The 15,065-nt window shown below is 61.3% G+C and carries 14 protein-coding genes; 7 read left to right on the forward strand and 7 right to left on the reverse strand.

Going from position 1 to position 15,065, the window contains the following annotated elements; genetic code table 11:
• Positions 1-20: 20 nt before the first annotated feature.
• From PSH86_RS22275 to fabB, 5 genes are all read left to right on the forward strand, one after another.
• Positions 21-2,144, forward strand: coding sequence for a TonB-dependent siderophore receptor (locus PSH86_RS22275; protein ID WP_305484965.1), 2,124 nt, complete (start codon positions 21-23; stop codon positions 2,142-2,144).
• Positions 2,145-3,077, forward strand: coding sequence for an ABC transporter substrate-binding protein (locus PSH86_RS22280; RefSeq protein WP_176689300.1), 933 nt, complete (start codon positions 2,145-2,147; stop codon positions 3,075-3,077).
• The gene (locus PSH86_RS22285) at positions 3,074-4,975 is read left to right on the forward strand and encodes an ATP-binding protein (RefSeq protein WP_109754450.1); all 1,902 of its coding nucleotides are present in this window, start codon (positions 3,074-3,076) and stop codon (positions 4,973-4,975) included. The genes PSH86_RS22280 and PSH86_RS22285 overlap by 4 nt, the downstream gene beginning before the upstream one ends.
• A gap of 248 nt (positions 4,976-5,223) precedes the next feature.
• Positions 5,224-5,739 carry a 3-hydroxyacyl-[acyl-carrier-protein] dehydratase FabA gene (gene fabA / locus PSH86_RS22290; RefSeq protein ID WP_003204400.1) on the forward strand — a complete coding sequence of 172 codons (516 nt, stop codon included), beginning with the start codon at positions 5,224-5,226 and terminating at the stop codon, positions 5,737-5,739.
• 11 nt (positions 5,740-5,750) lie between these two features.
• Positions 5,751-6,971, forward strand: a complete 1,221-nt coding sequence (fabB, locus tag PSH86_RS22295) for a beta-ketoacyl-ACP synthase I (protein ID WP_109754451.1) — start codon at positions 5,751-5,753, stop codon at positions 6,969-6,971.
• Positions 6,972-7,166: 195 nt separating this feature from the next.
• Here fabB and PSH86_RS22300 read toward each other — a convergent pair whose 3' ends face one another.
• Together PSH86_RS22300 and PSH86_RS22305 are read right to left on the reverse strand one after the other, a co-directional pair.
• Positions 7,167-7,631, reverse strand: coding sequence for a DUF3859 domain-containing protein (locus PSH86_RS22300; RefSeq protein ID WP_305484971.1), 465 nt, complete (start codon positions 7,629-7,631; stop codon positions 7,167-7,169).
• Between the two features lie 210 nt (positions 7,632-7,841).
• Positions 7,842-8,852 (reverse strand): amidohydrolase family protein, encoded by a 1,011-nt coding sequence (locus tag PSH86_RS22305; RefSeq protein WP_176689299.1) that lies wholly within the window; start codon positions 8,850-8,852, stop codon positions 7,842-7,844.
• A gap of 125 nt (positions 8,853-8,977) precedes the next feature.
• On the opposite strand from PSH86_RS22305, the gene PSH86_RS22310 reads away from it, so the two are divergent.
• Complete coding sequence (locus PSH86_RS22310) at positions 8,978-9,838, forward strand: pirin family protein (RefSeq protein ID WP_305490384.1); 861 nt, start codon at positions 8,978-8,980, stop codon at positions 9,836-9,838.
• A gap of 131 nt (positions 9,839-9,969) precedes the next feature.
• Here PSH86_RS22310 and PSH86_RS22315 read toward each other — a convergent pair whose 3' ends face one another.
• The 4 genes from PSH86_RS22315 to PSH86_RS22330 all read right to left on the reverse strand — a co-directional run bounded on the left by PSH86_RS22315 (position 9,970) and on the right by PSH86_RS22330 (position 13,694).
• Positions 9,970-10,698, reverse strand: a complete 729-nt coding sequence (locus PSH86_RS22315) for a dienelactone hydrolase family protein (protein ID WP_249015420.1) — start codon at positions 10,696-10,698, stop codon at positions 9,970-9,972.
• Positions 10,699-10,767: 69 nt separating this feature from the next.
• Positions 10,768-12,672 (reverse strand): molecular chaperone HtpG, encoded by a 1,905-nt coding sequence (htpG, locus tag PSH86_RS22320; RefSeq protein WP_305484978.1) that lies wholly within the window; start codon positions 12,670-12,672, stop codon positions 10,768-10,770.
• An 87-nt stretch (positions 12,673-12,759) separates the two neighbouring features.
• The gene (locus PSH86_RS22325; RefSeq protein ID WP_109754456.1) at positions 12,760-13,221 is read right to left on the reverse strand and encodes a PaaI family thioesterase; all 462 of its coding nucleotides are present in this window, start codon (positions 13,219-13,221) and stop codon (positions 12,760-12,762) included.
• Positions 13,218-13,694: a PaaI family thioesterase gene (locus PSH86_RS22330; protein ID WP_092171195.1), complete on the reverse strand. Its 477-nt coding sequence runs from the start codon at positions 13,692-13,694 to the stop codon at positions 13,218-13,220. The genes PSH86_RS22325 and PSH86_RS22330 overlap by 4 nt, the downstream gene beginning before the upstream one ends.
• A gap of 158 nt (positions 13,695-13,852) precedes the next feature.
• Between PSH86_RS22330 and PSH86_RS22335 the strand changes: the two genes are divergently transcribed.
• A complete protein-coding gene (locus PSH86_RS22335; protein ID WP_109754457.1) occupies positions 13,853-14,101 on the forward strand; it encodes a hypothetical protein in 249 nt (82 codons plus the stop codon).
• Between the two features lie 70 nt (positions 14,102-14,171).
• On the opposite strand, the gene PSH86_RS22340 is transcribed toward PSH86_RS22335, so the two are convergent.
• Positions 14,172-14,909, reverse strand: a complete 738-nt coding sequence (locus tag PSH86_RS22340) for a DUF599 domain-containing protein (protein WP_176689297.1) — start codon at positions 14,907-14,909, stop codon at positions 14,172-14,174.
• Positions 14,910-15,065: the final 156 nt, after the last annotated feature.

Raw genomic sequence — 15,065 nt, forward strand, 5'->3', positions numbered from 1 at the left:
CCATTATCAAAGGCTGTGCCGTGTCCGTTGGCCCCTCCCGTCCAGGTTCGTCCCTGTTATTGGCACTGATCATCAGCCCGCCAGTGCTAGGCGACGACTTGTTCGTGGACAGCCAGCCCCTGCCCCAGGTGCTGACGGCCACGCGCCTGAAGCAATCGCCAGCGGCGGTGCCGGGCAGCATGACCGTGCTCGACAGCGAGTTGATCAAGGCCAGCGGCGCCCGCGATATCAGCGAACTGCTGCGCCTGGTGCCGGGCATGATGGTCGGCAACATCAGCGGCAACCAGGCCACCGTGAACTACCACGGCACCAACGCCAGCGAAGCCCGCCGCATGCAGGTGCTGATCGATGGCCGCTCGGTGTATCGCGCCGGGTTGGCAACGGTAGACTGGAGCGACATCCCGGTGGCCATGGAAGACATCGAGCGGATCGAAGTCTTTCGCGGGCCCAACACCGTCAGCTACGGCGCCAACGCACTGATGGCAGTGGTCAACATCATCACCCGCGCCCCCGCCGACAGCCACGGCACCCGGCTGAAAATCACCCGGGGCCAACGCGGCATCAGCGACTGGTACGCCAGCCAGGGCAGCGGCTGGGAAGGCGGTGACCTGCGGCTGTCGCTGTCCGGCCAGGAAGACGATGGCTTTGACAGCGACCGCAACGGCGCCGATTACCGCGACAGTCGTCGCCTGAACCGCTTCAACTTGTCCGTCAGCCAGACCCTGGACGAACGACAGAGCATCGACTGGCAATTGAACGCCAAGGACGGGACCAACCAGCGGCCCTATACCTACCGCCCCGTGTTTGCCGGGATTACCGCCGCCGGGGATAACTCCGACGTCATCGCCAAGGACTACGCCGGCTCGCTGCGCTGGAACCTCGATCTGGACCCCGACCACAGCATTTATGTACAAGGCTCGATTCAACACTGGGATCGCCAGCAGACCTGGCGCGCCTGCGATGCCGAGGTGTCCTTCAGCCCGCAACTGACCGACCTGTGGCAACTCAACCCCTACTATGCCGAGAAGCTGGCGCGCAATATCCCCAGCTACATCAACAGCGGCGCGCCAGCCGGCACGCCACAGGAACAGGCGTTGGCCAATCAGGTGCTCGACCAGTGGCGCAACGGCGCCTCGCAAACCCTGTGCGGCGATATCGACCAGAGCGCCCGGGAATCGCGTTACGACCTGGAGATCCAGGACACCCTGAGCCTGTCCGACAGCCTGCGCCTGGTCACTGGGGCCAACTATCGCTACGACCGGGCCGACTCGGAGACGTACTTCAACGGCACCCTGGACGACACCACCTGGCGCCTGTTCGGGCAGCTCGAATGGCGGGCCACCGAGCATTGGCTGTTGCAGGGCGGCGCGATGTTCGAAGACACCCGCCTGACCGGCAGCTCGCTGACTCCACGGGTCGCGGTCAACTACCTGATCACCCCGCGCCACGGCCTGCGGGCGGTGTACTCCGAAGCTGTGCGCTCCCCGGACATGTTCGAGAACAACGTCAACTGGAGCTATCAGGTCACCAACCTGCAACCCGCCGCCTTCGGCCAGAACAGCGCCCGTTACTTCGTCCGGACGCGCGGCCCGGGCAACCTGGAACAAGAGCACATGCGCTCCCGGGAACTGGGCTACAACGGTTATTTCGTGGACCTGGGGCTGGCGGTCGACGTGAAACTGTTTCATGACGAAATCACCGGCATGATCAGCGAGCCGCTGCGCAACAATCAGTACATCGCCAGCAACGCCAACCAATCCCAGTTTTCCGGGGCCGAAACCCAGTTCGACTGGCGTGTGACCAGCGCCGACCGTCTGCGCCTGACCTACGCCTATGTCGATGCCCAGGCCAGCAACCCCCTCGACGAGCAACTGACCGCCCGCAACAGCGGCTCGGCCGGTTGGCTACGGGACTGGGGCCAGGGCTGGAACAGCGCGCTGTTCTATTACGGCGCCGACGCCCTGAACGGCTATCGCTTCGAACGGGTGGACACCCGCCTCGCCCGGCGTATCCCCCTGGGCAAGGCCAGCCTGGAATTGGCGGGGGTCCTGCAACAACGCCTGGACAACCAGCCCACCACCTTCAGCGACAACCGCTACGACTCCCGCCATGTCGTGTACTTCAGCGCGGAGTTGTCGTTCTAGATGTCTCGGCATCCACTCCGCAAGTCGCCATTTCATGGCCGCCTGACGCTGGCGCTATGCCTGGTGTTTGCTGCGTGGCTGGCGCCCATCCAGGCTAGGGCGGCCGAAGTCCTGTTGACCGGTGCCGCGGACAGCCCCGGCGTGCAGTCTTTCACCCAGGCCCTGAAAGCCCTGCGCCCCGAAGACAGCGTGCGGTTTACCCCGCTGGCCAATCTACCGGCACCAGACAAGTTGCCGGGCAATATCCGCCTGGTCCTGCTTGACCTGCCCAGCCTCGACTGGCGCCTGCAAGACGCCCGGGGACCGGCCACCCTGGTATTGCGTATCAGCCGCCAGCAAGCCCGCGACCGCCTGGGCGAGACGACGCCGGCTCACCTGAGCCTGCTGTGGAGCGATCCACCGATGGCGCGGCAATTACGGCTGATCCGCACCATCCTGCCGCAAGTGCGACGCGTCGGCGTGCTTTACGACACCCACAGCGAATTCCTGCTCAAGGACATCCAACAAGCCGCGGCACCACTGGGCCTGGCCATCGTCAGCGAACGCTGGGACGACACCAACGACAGCCGCCCCCTGCACAACCTGCTGGGCCAGAGCGACGTGCTGTTGGGCCTCGACGACCCCGACTTGTACAACCCCAAGACCGTAAAGAACCTGCTGCTCAGCAGCTATGCCCGGCAACGCGCCCTGATCGGGCCCAGCGCCGCCTTCGTCAAGGCCGGCAGCCTGGCCAGTACCTACAGCGACCAACAAGACTGGCTGGCGATTCTCGACGAGTTGCTCGACCGCCCCGCCACGACCTGGCCGCGCACGCTGTATCCAGACCGTTTCAAAGTCCTGGGCAACCGGCAGGTCTCCCGCTCACTGGGGATCGAACCGATTGACGCCGAATCCGTCGCGGCAACGTTGGCCGAAGGAGAACACCGACCATGACCTTGCGTCGCCGTTGGGACATCAACACCCGTACCCAGCTCATCGCCCTCGGCCCGGCGTTGCTGCTGACCGTGCTGCTGATCAGCTTCTTTACCTTCGTGCGGATCCAGGACTTGCGCCAGGAACTCAATCACACCGGGCAACTGATCGCCAACCAACTGGCTCCCGCCACGGAGTACGGGGTGATTTCCGGCAACAACGAAGTCCTGGAAAGCCTGCTCACCGCGACCCTGGCGACCCCACACGTGCGCTTCCTGGAGGTCCAGGACAGTACCGACAAAGTCTTGGTGTACGTCGAACAACCCGAACAAACCCGCAGCCGCGCCCAGCAGATCGAAGTCTTCCAGGCCCCGGTGCGCCTGCAGCGCATTGCCCTGAACAATGATTTCCTGCAGGGCAACAGCACATCCGTCGAGGCGTCCGGCGAAGACTACCTGGGCCGCGTGATCGTCGGCATGTCCAGCGACGCCTTCAGTCAGCGACAGCAGGAGATCCTGTTCAAGGCCGCGATCCTGGCGCTGTTCGCCCTGTTGTTCACCTTCCTGGTGGCGCGTCGGCTGGCAACCAACCTGTCACGGCCGATCCGCGACATCGGCAATGCGGTCAAGGCCATCCAGCAAGGCGACTACAGCACCCCACTGCCCATCGTCGATGACGCCGAACTGGGGGCCTTGTCGCGGCACATCAACAACCTGGCCGGCGGTCTGGAGCAAGCCAGCCGCGAACAGCACCAGGCCATGGCTCAACTGATCAAGACCCGCGAAGAGGCCGAAAAAGCCAACAGCGCAAAGTCCGAGTTCCTGGCGATGATGAGCCATGAACTGCGCACGCCCATGAACGGCGTACTGGGCATGCTGCAACTGCTGGAAACCACCCGCATGACCGACGAGCAGCACGAGTACACGGCGCTGGCGTCAGAATCCACCGAACACCTGCTGAAGGTGATCAACGACATCCTCGACTTCTCGCGCATCGAACGCTCGGCCCTGGAACTGGAGCACATCCCGTTCAACCTGGCGGAGCTGGTGGGCAGTTGCGCGCAGTCTTTTCAGCACAGCGCTGCGCAGCGCAAGCTGGGCCTGGACCTGCTGGTCCCGGACGACATGCAGGCCCTGCAGGTCCAGGGCGATCCGACGCGGATACGGCAGATTCTGGTGAACCTGATCGGCAACGCCCTGAAATTCACCGAGCAAGGCCGCGTCACCGTGCAATGCCAATGGCAAGCCCTGGACCACGAACTGCTGTGGTTCACCTGTACGGTGCGCGACAGTGGCATCGGTATCCCGGCCGAGAGCCTGGAGCGCATGTTCGATGCCTTCCAGCAGGCCGACAGTTCGATCTCCCGGCGCTACGGCGGCACTGGCCTGGGCCTGCCGATCGCCCGTACCCTGGCCGAACGCATGGGCGGCACACTGCGGGCCCAGAGCGAAGAAGGTCGGGGCTCGGTGTTCACCCTCGAGATCCCGCTGGCCCTGTCGCGCCAGACGCCAACGCCCCTGGCGCCGCGACTGGCCGTCGGCAGCGGCGACGGCGAAGGCCGCAACGTGTTGCTGGTGGAGGACAATCCGGTCAATCAGACGGTGATCGAAGCCATGCTGCGCAGCCTGGGCTTCACCGTCAGTGTCGCCACCGACGGCGCCCAGGCGGTACGCAGCGCCGAAAGCCTGATTTTCGAGGCGATCCTCATGGATTGCCGGCTGCCCATCATCGATGGCTACGAAGCCACGCGGCAGATCCGTCAGTTGCCGGGCTGCGGCGAGGTGCCCATCATCGCCCTGACGGCCAACGCGTTGCAGGGCGACCGCGAAGCCTGCCTCGCGGCGGGCATGAACGATTACCTGGCCAAGCCGTTCAAAAGGATCGATCTGCAGCAGATTCTGCAGCGCTGGGTGAACTAGAACAGGCCACTGGACCATCTGTGACTGGCGTGAAAGGCGAAAGTGCGGCAGTCTTAGGCACCCGAACAAGCCTCGATTGGGGCTTGAATAAAAATTTCAGTGCACAGGTGTACATTCATTTCCCGTGTGCTGTGACTTTCACTACAACGCAATAGTCTATGAGTAGGCTGTCGATTCGAGGCATGAACGCTTCGATCGGCCGGGAAGATTTGCCCCACCCTGCCGCACGGGACTATTGAGGAGCTCGCATGACCAAACAAAACGCCTTTACCCGGGAAGATCTGCTGCGCTGCAGTCGCGGTGAGCTGTTCGGCCCAGGTAACGCGCAACTGCCCGCCCCGAACATGCTGATGGTGGATCGCATCACCCATATCAGCGAAGAGGGTGGCAAGTACGGCAAAGGTGAATTGGTCGCCGAGCTGGATATCACTCCGGACCTGTGGTTCTTCGCCTGCCACTTCGAAGGTGATCCGGTCATGCCGGGCTGCCTGGGCCTGGATGCCATGTGGCAATTGGTCGGTTTCTTCCTCGGCTGGCAAGGCCTGCCGGGTCGTGGTCGCGCCCTGGGCTCGGGCGAAGTGAAGTTCTTTGGTCAGGTCCTGCCGACCGCCAAGAAAATCACCTATAACATTCATATCAAACGCGTCCTCAAGGGCAAGCTGAACATGGCCATTGCCGATGGTTCGGTTGCCGTGGACGGTCGCGAGATCTACACCGCCGAAGGCCTCCGGGTCGGCGTTTTCACCTCCACTGACAACTTCTAAGGGTTATCCGCATGCGCCGCGTCGTTATCACTGGTCTGGGCATCGTTTCGTGCCTGGGCAATGACAAAGAGACCGTCTCCGCTAACCTGCGTGCAAGTCGCCCTGGCATCCGGTTCAACCCGGAATATGCTGAAATGGGTCTGCGTAGCCAGGTTTCCGGCTCCATTGACCTTCCCCTCGAAGAGCTGATCGATCGCAAGATCTACCGTTTCGTCGGCCATGCGGCGGCTTACGCCTACCTGGCCATGAAGGACGCCATCGCTGATTCCGGCCTGACCGAAGAGCAGGTTTCCAACCCGCGTACCGGCCTGATCGCCGGCTCCGGTGGCGCCTCCACCTTGAACCAGATGGAAGCGCTGGACATCCTGCGCGAAAAAGGCGTCAAGCGCGTCGGCCCATACCGCGTCACGCGGACCATGAGCAGCACGGTTTCCGCCTGCCTGGCCACGCCGTTCAAGATCAAGGGCCTGAACTACTCCATCGCCTCTGCCTGTGCCACCAGTGCCCATTGCATCGGTACCGCCATGGAGCAGATCCAGATGGGCAAGCAGGACATCGTGTTCGCCGGCGGCGGTGAAGAAGAACATTGGAGCCAGTCGTTCCTGTTCGATGCCATGGGTGCCCTGTCCAGCAAGCGCAACGACACGCCGGAAAAAGCTTCCCGTGCCTACGATGCCGACCGTGATGGCTTCGTCATCGCTGGCGGCGGCGGCATGGTCGTGGTCGAGGAGCTGGAACACGCCCTGGCCCGTGGCGCGAAAATCTACGCGGAAATCGTCGGCTACGGCGCCACTTCCGACGGCTACGACATGGTCGCACCAAGCGGTGAAGGCGCCGTGCGTTGCATGCAGATGGCCATGTCCACCGTCGATGCACCGATCGACTACCTCAACACCCATGGCACCTCGACTCCGGTCGGCGACGTCGCGGAAATGAAAGGTGTGCGCGAAGTGTTCGGCGACAAGGCCCCGGCCATCAGCTCCACCAAGAGCCTGTCGGGTCACTCCCTGGGCGCCGCCGGCGTTCACGAAGCGATCTACTGCATGCTGATGATGGAAGGCAACTTCATGGCCGGTTCGGCCAACATCGATGAGCTGGATCCGGAAGTGGCCGACCTGCCAATCCTGACCAAGACTCGCGAAAACGCCACAATCAATACCGTGATGAGCAACAGCTTCGGCTTCGGTGGCACCAACGCCACCCTGGTACTGAAGCGCTGGCAGGGCAAGTAAGCCCCGCCGCTAACGCCACACAGAAAAACGCCCCGACTGGTTCGGGGCGTTTTTTTGCCTGGCAAATACACCTGGGTTCATTTGTGGGAGCGAGCCTGCTCGCGATAGCGGTATGTCAGTCGACATTTCTGAGACTGTCCCACCGCCATCGCGAGCAGGCTCGCTCCCACAGTTTTTGATCTGTGGTGGATGGATTCAGCGCACGACAAATCGCTGCTGCATCAGCAGCCGATCACCCTGGAACACCATGAACCGCCACTCCCCCGGTACCACTTCGTGGCTTTCGGTGAACTCGTAGGCCATCACATCCTGCGGCGCGCCAGGCACCAGTTTCTGGATGACTTCGAATTTATCGTGACGCACGCCATCGGGAGTGCGGATGCCGGGGGTGAAGTACAACAGGGTCAACGGCTGGTCATCGGCGACCTTGCCGGCCAACTGGTAGCGCATGCCGAACTTGGTGCCCAGCTTCGCCGGCACGCTTTCGGTCTGGCGGATCTGTTCGTTGCTGCGCCGCAGGACCCGCTCTCCCGATTGCAGCTCGGCTTGCGGCCCTTCGAAGACGCCGTATTCCACCGGACCTTCGACACGGACTTCGGCCTGTGCCAGACCGCAGGTCAACAACAGCGCGACCAGTGCGCTTGAACGGGTGAGGTGCATAGTGCGCTCCTTGATTGAGATGAGCGCGAGGGTATGACGCGGGCGTGACAGGCTGATGACAAAGCGATGTTGGTCATACCACCAATAGCCCGGGGATAGGATTGACCTGTGGCGAGGGAGCTTGCTCCCGCTCGACTGCGCAGCAGTCGCCAGACGTTGGGGCTACTGCATAGCCCAGCGGGAGCAAGCTCCCTCGCCACAAAAGCGGACTCAGCGAGCCACTGAACGCGGCAATACCGAAAGGAAGTTATCCCGCGCCACTTTCCTCGCCACGTCCTCCGGCAAGGCATCCAGGAACGGATCGAAGCTGCGCAATTCCTTACCCAGCTTGTCGAAACGCCCGACCACATCCGACCCCACCATGAAGCGCTCGGGAAAGCGCTCCACCAGCTTTACCCATTCGTCCCGGGGCTTGCCCGCCTCGTCCAGCAAGTACGGCGTGAGCACGCTCCAGGACAGGTCTATGTACAAATTGGGGTAGGCCTCGAGCATGCGACTCAGGGTCGGCAACAGAAAATCCAGGCGGGTCTGGTGGCGATGGATTTCCATGCTGGTGCCGGCGTGGGCCCAGATAAAGCGTGTGTGTGGGTGATTGCGCAGCGGCTCCTCGATTTCTGCCAGGTACAACGGGTTTTTCTCGCGCTTGGAAGTGATGTTGGAATGCAGCATCACCGGCAGGTCGTTCTCGGCCGCCAGGTGATAGATCCGCGTCATGGCTTCGTTGTTGGCCCTCGGGGTGTCGCCCGAGGTGAGCGCCGTGAGGTCATCATGGCGAGTGAATACCTCGCCGATGCCTTGCCACAATCCTGGGTAGAGATCGAGCATGCGTTGAATGTGGGCGGCGGAGTTCTTGTCGTTGGGATTGAAGCCCGACAGGAACGGATGAAAGTGCTGGCGTTGCTCGGCGGTCAGCTTGCTCACCGCGGCGGCGACAATCACGTCGGTGGCGCTGTACCAATAGGCATCCGCGTCGTCACCGGCGTAATAACGAGGACGCTTGGGCTCGTCCTCATGCCATTTCTTGGCCACCGGAACACCGGAAATCATCACATGCTCGATACGATTGTCCGCCATCGCCTGGAGCAGCTTGGGCATGCCGGCGGTTTCCTGAAAGAAATCGACGTAATGCAGATGCGCATCACTGTAGGCATATTCGCGGGCCACGGCACCGCTACTCGAAACGACCAGCAGCCAGGCGAAGATCAAACGGGTCAAGGGCATGGGGGTCTCCAAAAGCCATGAACAGCGTAGACCCCAACCGTCCCGCCGGGGTTCAAGGCGCCTCTGCCGCGTCTGCCGGCGGCGGGTTATGCTTCGTGCAACCGTTGTTCAACCTGGAAGACAACATGACCACGCCCCTGACCGTTCACCCCCGCGCCGAAGACGTCGAAGGCCAGCCGATTCTTCGCCCACTGCCGTCCGCCAAATGCCGCAGTGTCGGGCCTTTCGTGTTTTTCGATCACATGCTGCAAACCACCTATCCGGCCGGCAGAGGCATGAACATCCGCCAGCATCCCCACATCGGCCTGTCCACCCTCACCTACCTGTTCGCGGGCAAACTCCAGCACAAGGACAGCCTCGGTTCCGACCAGGTGGTGGAGGCTGGCGATGTCAGCTGGATGACCGCCGGCAGCGCCATTGCCCATGTCGAGCGTACGCCCGAATCGCTGCTGAACAACGCTTTCATCATGCATGGGTTGCAAGTCTGGCTGGCCTCGCCCAAGTCCCACGAAGAGGGCCCGGGGCACTACAGCCATCACCCGGCACACAGCCTGCCGGTCAGCGATAACCTGGGGGTCAGCATCCGCATGATCGCCGGGTCAGGCTTTTGCCTGGAATCACCGGTACCGGTGCTGTCGCCTACGTTGTATGCCGAATTGAACCTGCAAACTGCGACGTCGCTGCTGATTCCCACCGAACATGAAGAGCGGGCGCTGTATGTACTCAGCGGCGAAGCACGGCTTGAAGGTGAACCGGTGGAACCCCATTCGCTGGTGGTCCTGCCGGTCGGCGAAGAGATGACGCTGTTTGCCGACAGCGACTGCCATGCCGTGCTGTTCGGCGGCGCGCCATTGGATGGGCCGCGACGGATCAACTGGAACTTCGTCTCCAGCGACCCGGCCCGGATCGATGAGGCCCGCCGGCGCTGGGCGGCCGGGGACTGGCCGACTGTGCTGGGGGAAAGCGAGCGGATCGAGTTGCCCTAGAACGGGTGCCATTGAACCTGTGGGAGCCGAGCTTGCTCGCGATGGCGGTGTGTCAGTCGGTATCAATGCCGATTGATACACCGCCATCGCGAGCAAGCTCGGCTCCCACAGGGTTCTGCTTCAACCCAACCTCAGTCTTTGAACACCTCATCCAACAAGTTATGCATCGACCGGAACGCACGCCCGGCGACCTTGGCGTCGTACATCATCTTGCCCGGCACATTGGCCTGCGGGTCGGTGAACGAATGCACCGCGCCACCGTAGCTCAGCAGTTGCCAATCCACACCAGCGGCGTTCATTTCGTCTTCGAAGGCTGGCAGTTGCTCTTTCGGCACCAGCGGGTCGGAGGCGCCATGCATCACTAACACCGCGCCCTTGATGTTCTGCGCATCGGCCGGATTCGGTGTATCGAGGGTACCGTGGAATGAAACCGCAGCTTTGAGCGGCGCACCGCTGCGAGCCAGCTCCAGGGCACAGCAGCCACCGAAGCAGAAACCGAACGTAGCGAGTTTCGACGCATCGACCTCCGCTTCGCCCTGATTCAGCAATTGCTCGAGCGCCGCCTGCATGCGCTGGCGCAACAACGCCCGGTCATTCTTGAGCGGCATCATCGCTGCCCCGGCCTCATCGGCATTGCTCGGGCGTACATCCTGGCCGTACAAATCGGCGATCAACACGACATAGCCGTTAGCGGCTACCGACTTGGCGATCTCCTCGGCCCCCGCCCCTACGCCCATCCAATTGGGCGCCATCAGCAACCCCGGGCGCGAACCCTGCTGGCTGACGTCGAAGGCCAGGCGACCTTCATAATTTTGACCTTCGATCTGATAGACCAGCGAACGAACCGTAACCTGACTCATGACGGACTCCTCTTGAACGGAACACCAGAAATGAAAAAACCCGCCGAAGCGGGTTTTTCCTGCACTTGCTTAAGCTGACAGTTCAACCAACAGCTTGTTCAGGCGACGCACATACGCCGCCGGGTCCTTCAGGCTGTCGCCAGCTGCCAGGGCCGCCTGGTCGAACAGGATGTGCGACAGATCGCCGAAGCGCTCTTCGCTCTGCTCGTTGTCGAGTTTTTCCACCAGCGGGTGGGCCGGGTTGAATTCGAAGATCGGCTTGGAGTCCGGGACCTTCTGGCCGCTGGCTTCGAGGATCTGGCGCATCTGCAGACCGAGGTCCTGCTCACCGATAGCCAGGATCGCCGGGGAGTCGGTCAGGCGGTGCGAGACCCGCACTTCGCTGACAGCATCGCCCAAGGCCGTCTTGATTCGCTCGACCAGGCCTTCCTTGCTCTTGGCGACTTCTTCGGCGGCTTTCTTGTCTTCTTCCGAATCCAGGTTGCCGAGGTCCAGGTCACCACGAGCCACGTCGACGAAGCTCTTGCCGTCGAACTCGTTGAGGTAGCTCATCAGCCACTCGTCGATGCGGTCGGTCAGCAGCAGCACTTCGATGCCTTTCTTGCGGAAGACTTCCAGGTGCGGGCTGTTCTTGACCTGTGCATAAGTTTCACCGGTCAGGTAGTAGATCTTGTCCTGGCCTTCCTTGGCGCGGGCCAGGTAATCGGCCAGGCCAACGATCTGCTCGCCATCGTCACCCTGGGTCGAGGCAAAGCGCAGCAGGCCGGCGATCTTCTCTTTGTTGGCGAAGTCCTCGGCCGGGCCTTCCTTCATCACCTGGCCGAAGTTTTTCCAGAAGCTCTTGTACTGCTCGGGCTCGTTCTTCGCCAGCTTTTCCAGCATGTCCAGCACGCGCTTGGTCAGCGCCGACTTCATGGAGTCGATGATCGGGTCTTTCTGCAGGATTTCCCGCGAAACGTTCAGGGACAGGTCGTTGGAATCGACCACACCCTTGATGAAGCGCAGGTACAGCGGCAGGAACGATTCGGCCTGGTCCATCACGAACACACGCTGCACGTACAGCTTCAGCCCGCGTGGCGCTTCGCGCTGGTACAGGTCGAACGGCGCACGGGCCGGCACGTACAACAGCGAGTTGTATTCCAGCTTGCCTTCGACCTTGTTATGGCTCCAGCTCAGCGGGTTCTCGTAGTCGTGGGCGATGTGCTTGTAGAACTCCTGGTATTCCTCGTCCTTCACTTCAGTGCGCGGACGGGTCCACAGGGCACTGGCGCGGTTGACGGTTTCCCACTCCACTTCCGGTTTTTCTTCACCTTCGGCAGCGGCGACTTCCTTCGGCAACTCGATCGGCAGCGCGATGTGGTCGGAGTACTTCTTGATGATGTTGCGCAGGCGCCAGCCATCGGCAAACTCGTCTTCGCCGGACTTGAGGTGCAGCACGATGCGGGTACCGCGATCGGCCTTGTCGATGGTAGCGACTTCGAACTCGCCTTCGCCCTTGGACGACCAGTGCACGCCTGCGCTCGCAGCGAGGCCGGCACGGCGGCTGAACACTTCGACCTGGTCGGCCACGATGAACGCGGAATAGAAACCGACGCCGAACTGACCGATCAGGTGGGAGTCTTTCTTCTGGTCGCCGGACAGGTTCTTCATGAAATCGGCGGTGCCGGACTTGGCGATGGTGCCCAGGTGCGTGATCACCTCTTCGCGGCTCATGCCGATGCCGTTGTCTTCGAGGGTGACGGTTTTTGCGTCCTTGTCGAAGCTCACACGGATTTTCAGCTCAGCGCCGCCTTCCAGCAGTTCAGGCTTGGAAAGGGCTTCGAAACGTAATTTGTCGACAGCGTCAGAGGCGTTCGAAATCAGCTCGCGAAGGAAAATTTCCTTATTCGAATACAGCGAGTGAATCATCAGGTGCAGCAGCTGCTTCACCTCGGTCTGGAAGCCCAGGGTTTCCTTTTGAGTTTCCACGCTCATGGTCATCAAACTCCAAGTGGATGGTGGTGTCCGCCTCGCTGAGATTGGCGGCGGGATGTCCACAAGGTGGGGGCAAAGGGGATGATTTCAAGGGCGCGCGGGTTTTGAAGGTTCCTGGATCTTGAAATGCGCCCGGGCGGTGGCGATGGGTTCGGCCTCGACGTCTTGCCAGGCGGTGATCGCGACGTTGGCGACCCGCCGACCCTGGCGCCAGACCTGGCATTTGGCGTAGGTGTCGCGAAACTGCCCGGTGCGTAGGTAATCCAGGGAAAAGTCGATGATTTTCGGCACGCCCGGTGCGCCGGTGGCGATCAACAGATGCACCGCAGCCGCCAGTTCCATGAAACCAGCAATGACCCCACCGTGGATGGCCGGCAGTAAAGGGTTACCAATGTTGTCCTTGTTGGCCGGCAAACGAAATACCAAATCGTCGCCCTGGCGCGTGCAGTCGACGCCGATGAGTTGGGCATAGGGGATCGAGGCGAGCAGCAGTGCGTAGTCGCCCTGCTCACAGGCGCGGCGTAGTTGTTCCTGGGTGGTATCGGTCATGGCTGGCCCACGGCGGTCATCGGACTGGCTTTTCCCATGCCCCTGGCATGCTGGCCCAGGCGCATGAACGTGCCCACCACATGGGCGATGGGTTGCTCGGGGTCGTCCTGATAGGCGAAACCGCGGGTGAAGATCACGTCCGGGGTCACCCGATAGCACTGGGCGAAGCCGTAGACGTCCTTGTGGGGTTCGGCGGCGTGCATGTAGTCGATGCGCAGGTCGAGGGTGGGGCAGACTTCGAATTGTGGCAGCACACACAAGGTCGACATGCCGCACGCGCTGTCCATCAATGAAGTCAACGCGCCACCATGGATGATGCCCGTCAGGGGATTGCCAACGATTTGCGGGCTGAACGGCAGGATGAGCGTCAGCCCATCACGACTGGCGCTGTGCAACTTCAAGCCCAACACCTGGCAATGCCGCAGGGCGGATAAAAAGCGCGTGGCACGCTCAAAAATGGGATCTTCAGCCATGTCCATCAATGCCCTTGTTTGTTTATAGGCCTGGCAACAGGCGTGTCCGCTAAAGTTCCGCGACCGTGCAAAGTTATATATCTGTAGCAAAAGAGGAACTTAACCTGAGGGGGGTCGCTCAAAAGGCCAGTAGTTATTTCCATAAGGAGAAACACCCCATGCGTAAGACTTTTGCTATTGCCTTGATGTTGGCCGCCTCCCTCGGTCTCGCTGCCTGCGATAAAAAATCCGAGGACAAGGCTCAAGATGCCGCAAAACACGCCGAGCAAGCTCAGCAAGACATGAACAAAGCACAGGATAAAGTGAACGACGCGGCAAAAGAAAACGCCGATGCCGCCAAAGCTCAGGCTGAATCGAACGAAGCAGCTGCGAAAGAAGCCCCTGCTACCGCGCCTAAAACCAACTAATACGGTTTTAGCAGTAAAAGAAAACCCGCCTGGTGCGGGTTTTCTTTTGCCTGCGATTTGGAGACGCCTGTCACGCCGCGTCCTTGGCGACCTCGGGCGCTGGCGCTTCCGTGGGGGTATAGACCATCACATCCAGCACATCGGAATGAAATTCGCGCTGATACAGCACGAACACCACGCCAGCACTCATCAACATGAATAACCAGGGGCTGACGAACCACGCCAACATGGTCATACCGAAGTAATAGGCACGCAGGCCAAAGTTGAATTGGTTGGCCGCCATGGAGATGACCCGCGCCGCCCTGAGTGCAAACGCCTTGCGCTCCTGCTCCGAGACATGACGCTCGCCGATCATCGGCGCCGAACCCACCAACACCGCTGCGAAGTTGTATTGGCGCATGCACCAACTGAACGTGAAGAACGCATATACGAACACCAATGCCAGGCAGAGCAACTTGACCTCCGCCATGCCCTGGGAAGCCTGTTGCACCATGGGTATGTCGGCCAACAACGACACCGCCCGATCAGACGCCCCGAGCACCGTCAGGATACCGGCCAGGATGATCAGCGTGCTGGAGGCGAAGAATGAGGCATTGCGTTCGAGATTGCCGATCACGCTGGCATCGGCGATACGATTCTCACGCAACAGCATGCGGCGCATCCAGTCCTCGCGGTACAGGTGCATCACACTGGCCAGGCAGGCCGTGTCGCGCGCCTTCCAGGTGGCGTAACGGGTGTAGCCCGCCCAGCAGATGATGAACCAGGCGGCGGCAAGCAGATGGATCAGGTTGGCTTGGATGAATGACATTCGATTTCCTGTGACGAAACAAACTCTGCGGCAATAATATCAGCGAACCCTGTGGGAGCGAGCCTGCTCGCGATAGCGATATAACTTTCACTTCTATATCGACAGTTCCGACGCTATCGCGAGCAGGCTCGCTCCCACAGTCCACGAAAAAAGACA

The organism is Pseudomonas sp. FP2300 (assembly GCF_030687595.1).
Lineage (GTDB): Bacteria > Pseudomonadota > Gammaproteobacteria > Pseudomonadales > Pseudomonadaceae > Aquipseudomonas > Aquipseudomonas bijieensis.

Bases quoted from the DNA above. Each gene is read 5' to 3' on its own strand.
- PSH86_RS22335 (WP_109754457.1), top strand. From the start codon at position 13,853: ATGCGTAAGACTTTTGCTATTGCCTTGATGTTGGCCGCCTCCCTCGGT.
- PSH86_RS22325 (WP_109754456.1), bottom strand. From the start codon at position 13,221: ATGACCGATACCACCCAGGAACAACTACGCCGCGCCTGTGAGCAGGGC.
- fabA (WP_003204400.1), top strand. From the start codon at position 5,224: ATGACCAAACAAAACGCCTTTACCCGGGAAGATCTGCTGCGCTGCAGT.
- PSH86_RS22315 (WP_249015420.1), bottom strand. From the start codon at position 10,698: ATGAGTCAGGTTACGGTTCGTTCGCTGGTCTATCAGATCGAAGGTCAA.
- PSH86_RS22305 (WP_176689299.1), bottom strand. From the start codon at position 8,852: ATGCCCTTGACCCGTTTGATCTTCGCCTGGCTGCTGGTCGTTTCGAGT.
- PSH86_RS22310 (WP_305490384.1), top strand. From the start codon at position 8,978: ATGACCACGCCCCTGACCGTTCACCCCCGCGCCGAAGACGTCGAAGGC.
- htpG (WP_305484978.1), bottom strand. From the start codon at position 12,672: ATGAGCGTGGAAACTCAAAAGGAAACCCTGGGCTTCCAGACCGAGGTG.
- fabB (WP_109754451.1), top strand. From the start codon at position 5,751: ATGCGCCGCGTCGTTATCACTGGTCTGGGCATCGTTTCGTGCCTGGGC.
- PSH86_RS22285 (WP_109754450.1), top strand. From the start codon at position 3,074: ATGACCTTGCGTCGCCGTTGGGACATCAACACCCGTACCCAGCTCATC.
- PSH86_RS22330 (WP_092171195.1), bottom strand. From the start codon at position 13,694: ATGGCTGAAGATCCCATTTTTGAGCGTGCCACGCGCTTTTTATCCGCC.
- PSH86_RS22280 (WP_176689300.1), top strand. From the start codon at position 2,145: ATGTCTCGGCATCCACTCCGCAAGTCGCCATTTCATGGCCGCCTGACG.
- PSH86_RS22300 (WP_305484971.1), bottom strand. From the start codon at position 7,631: ATGCACCTCACCCGTTCAAGCGCACTGGTCGCGCTGTTGTTGACCTGC.
- PSH86_RS22340 (WP_176689297.1), bottom strand. From the start codon at position 14,909: ATGTCATTCATCCAAGCCAACCTGATCCATCTGCTTGCCGCCGCCTGG.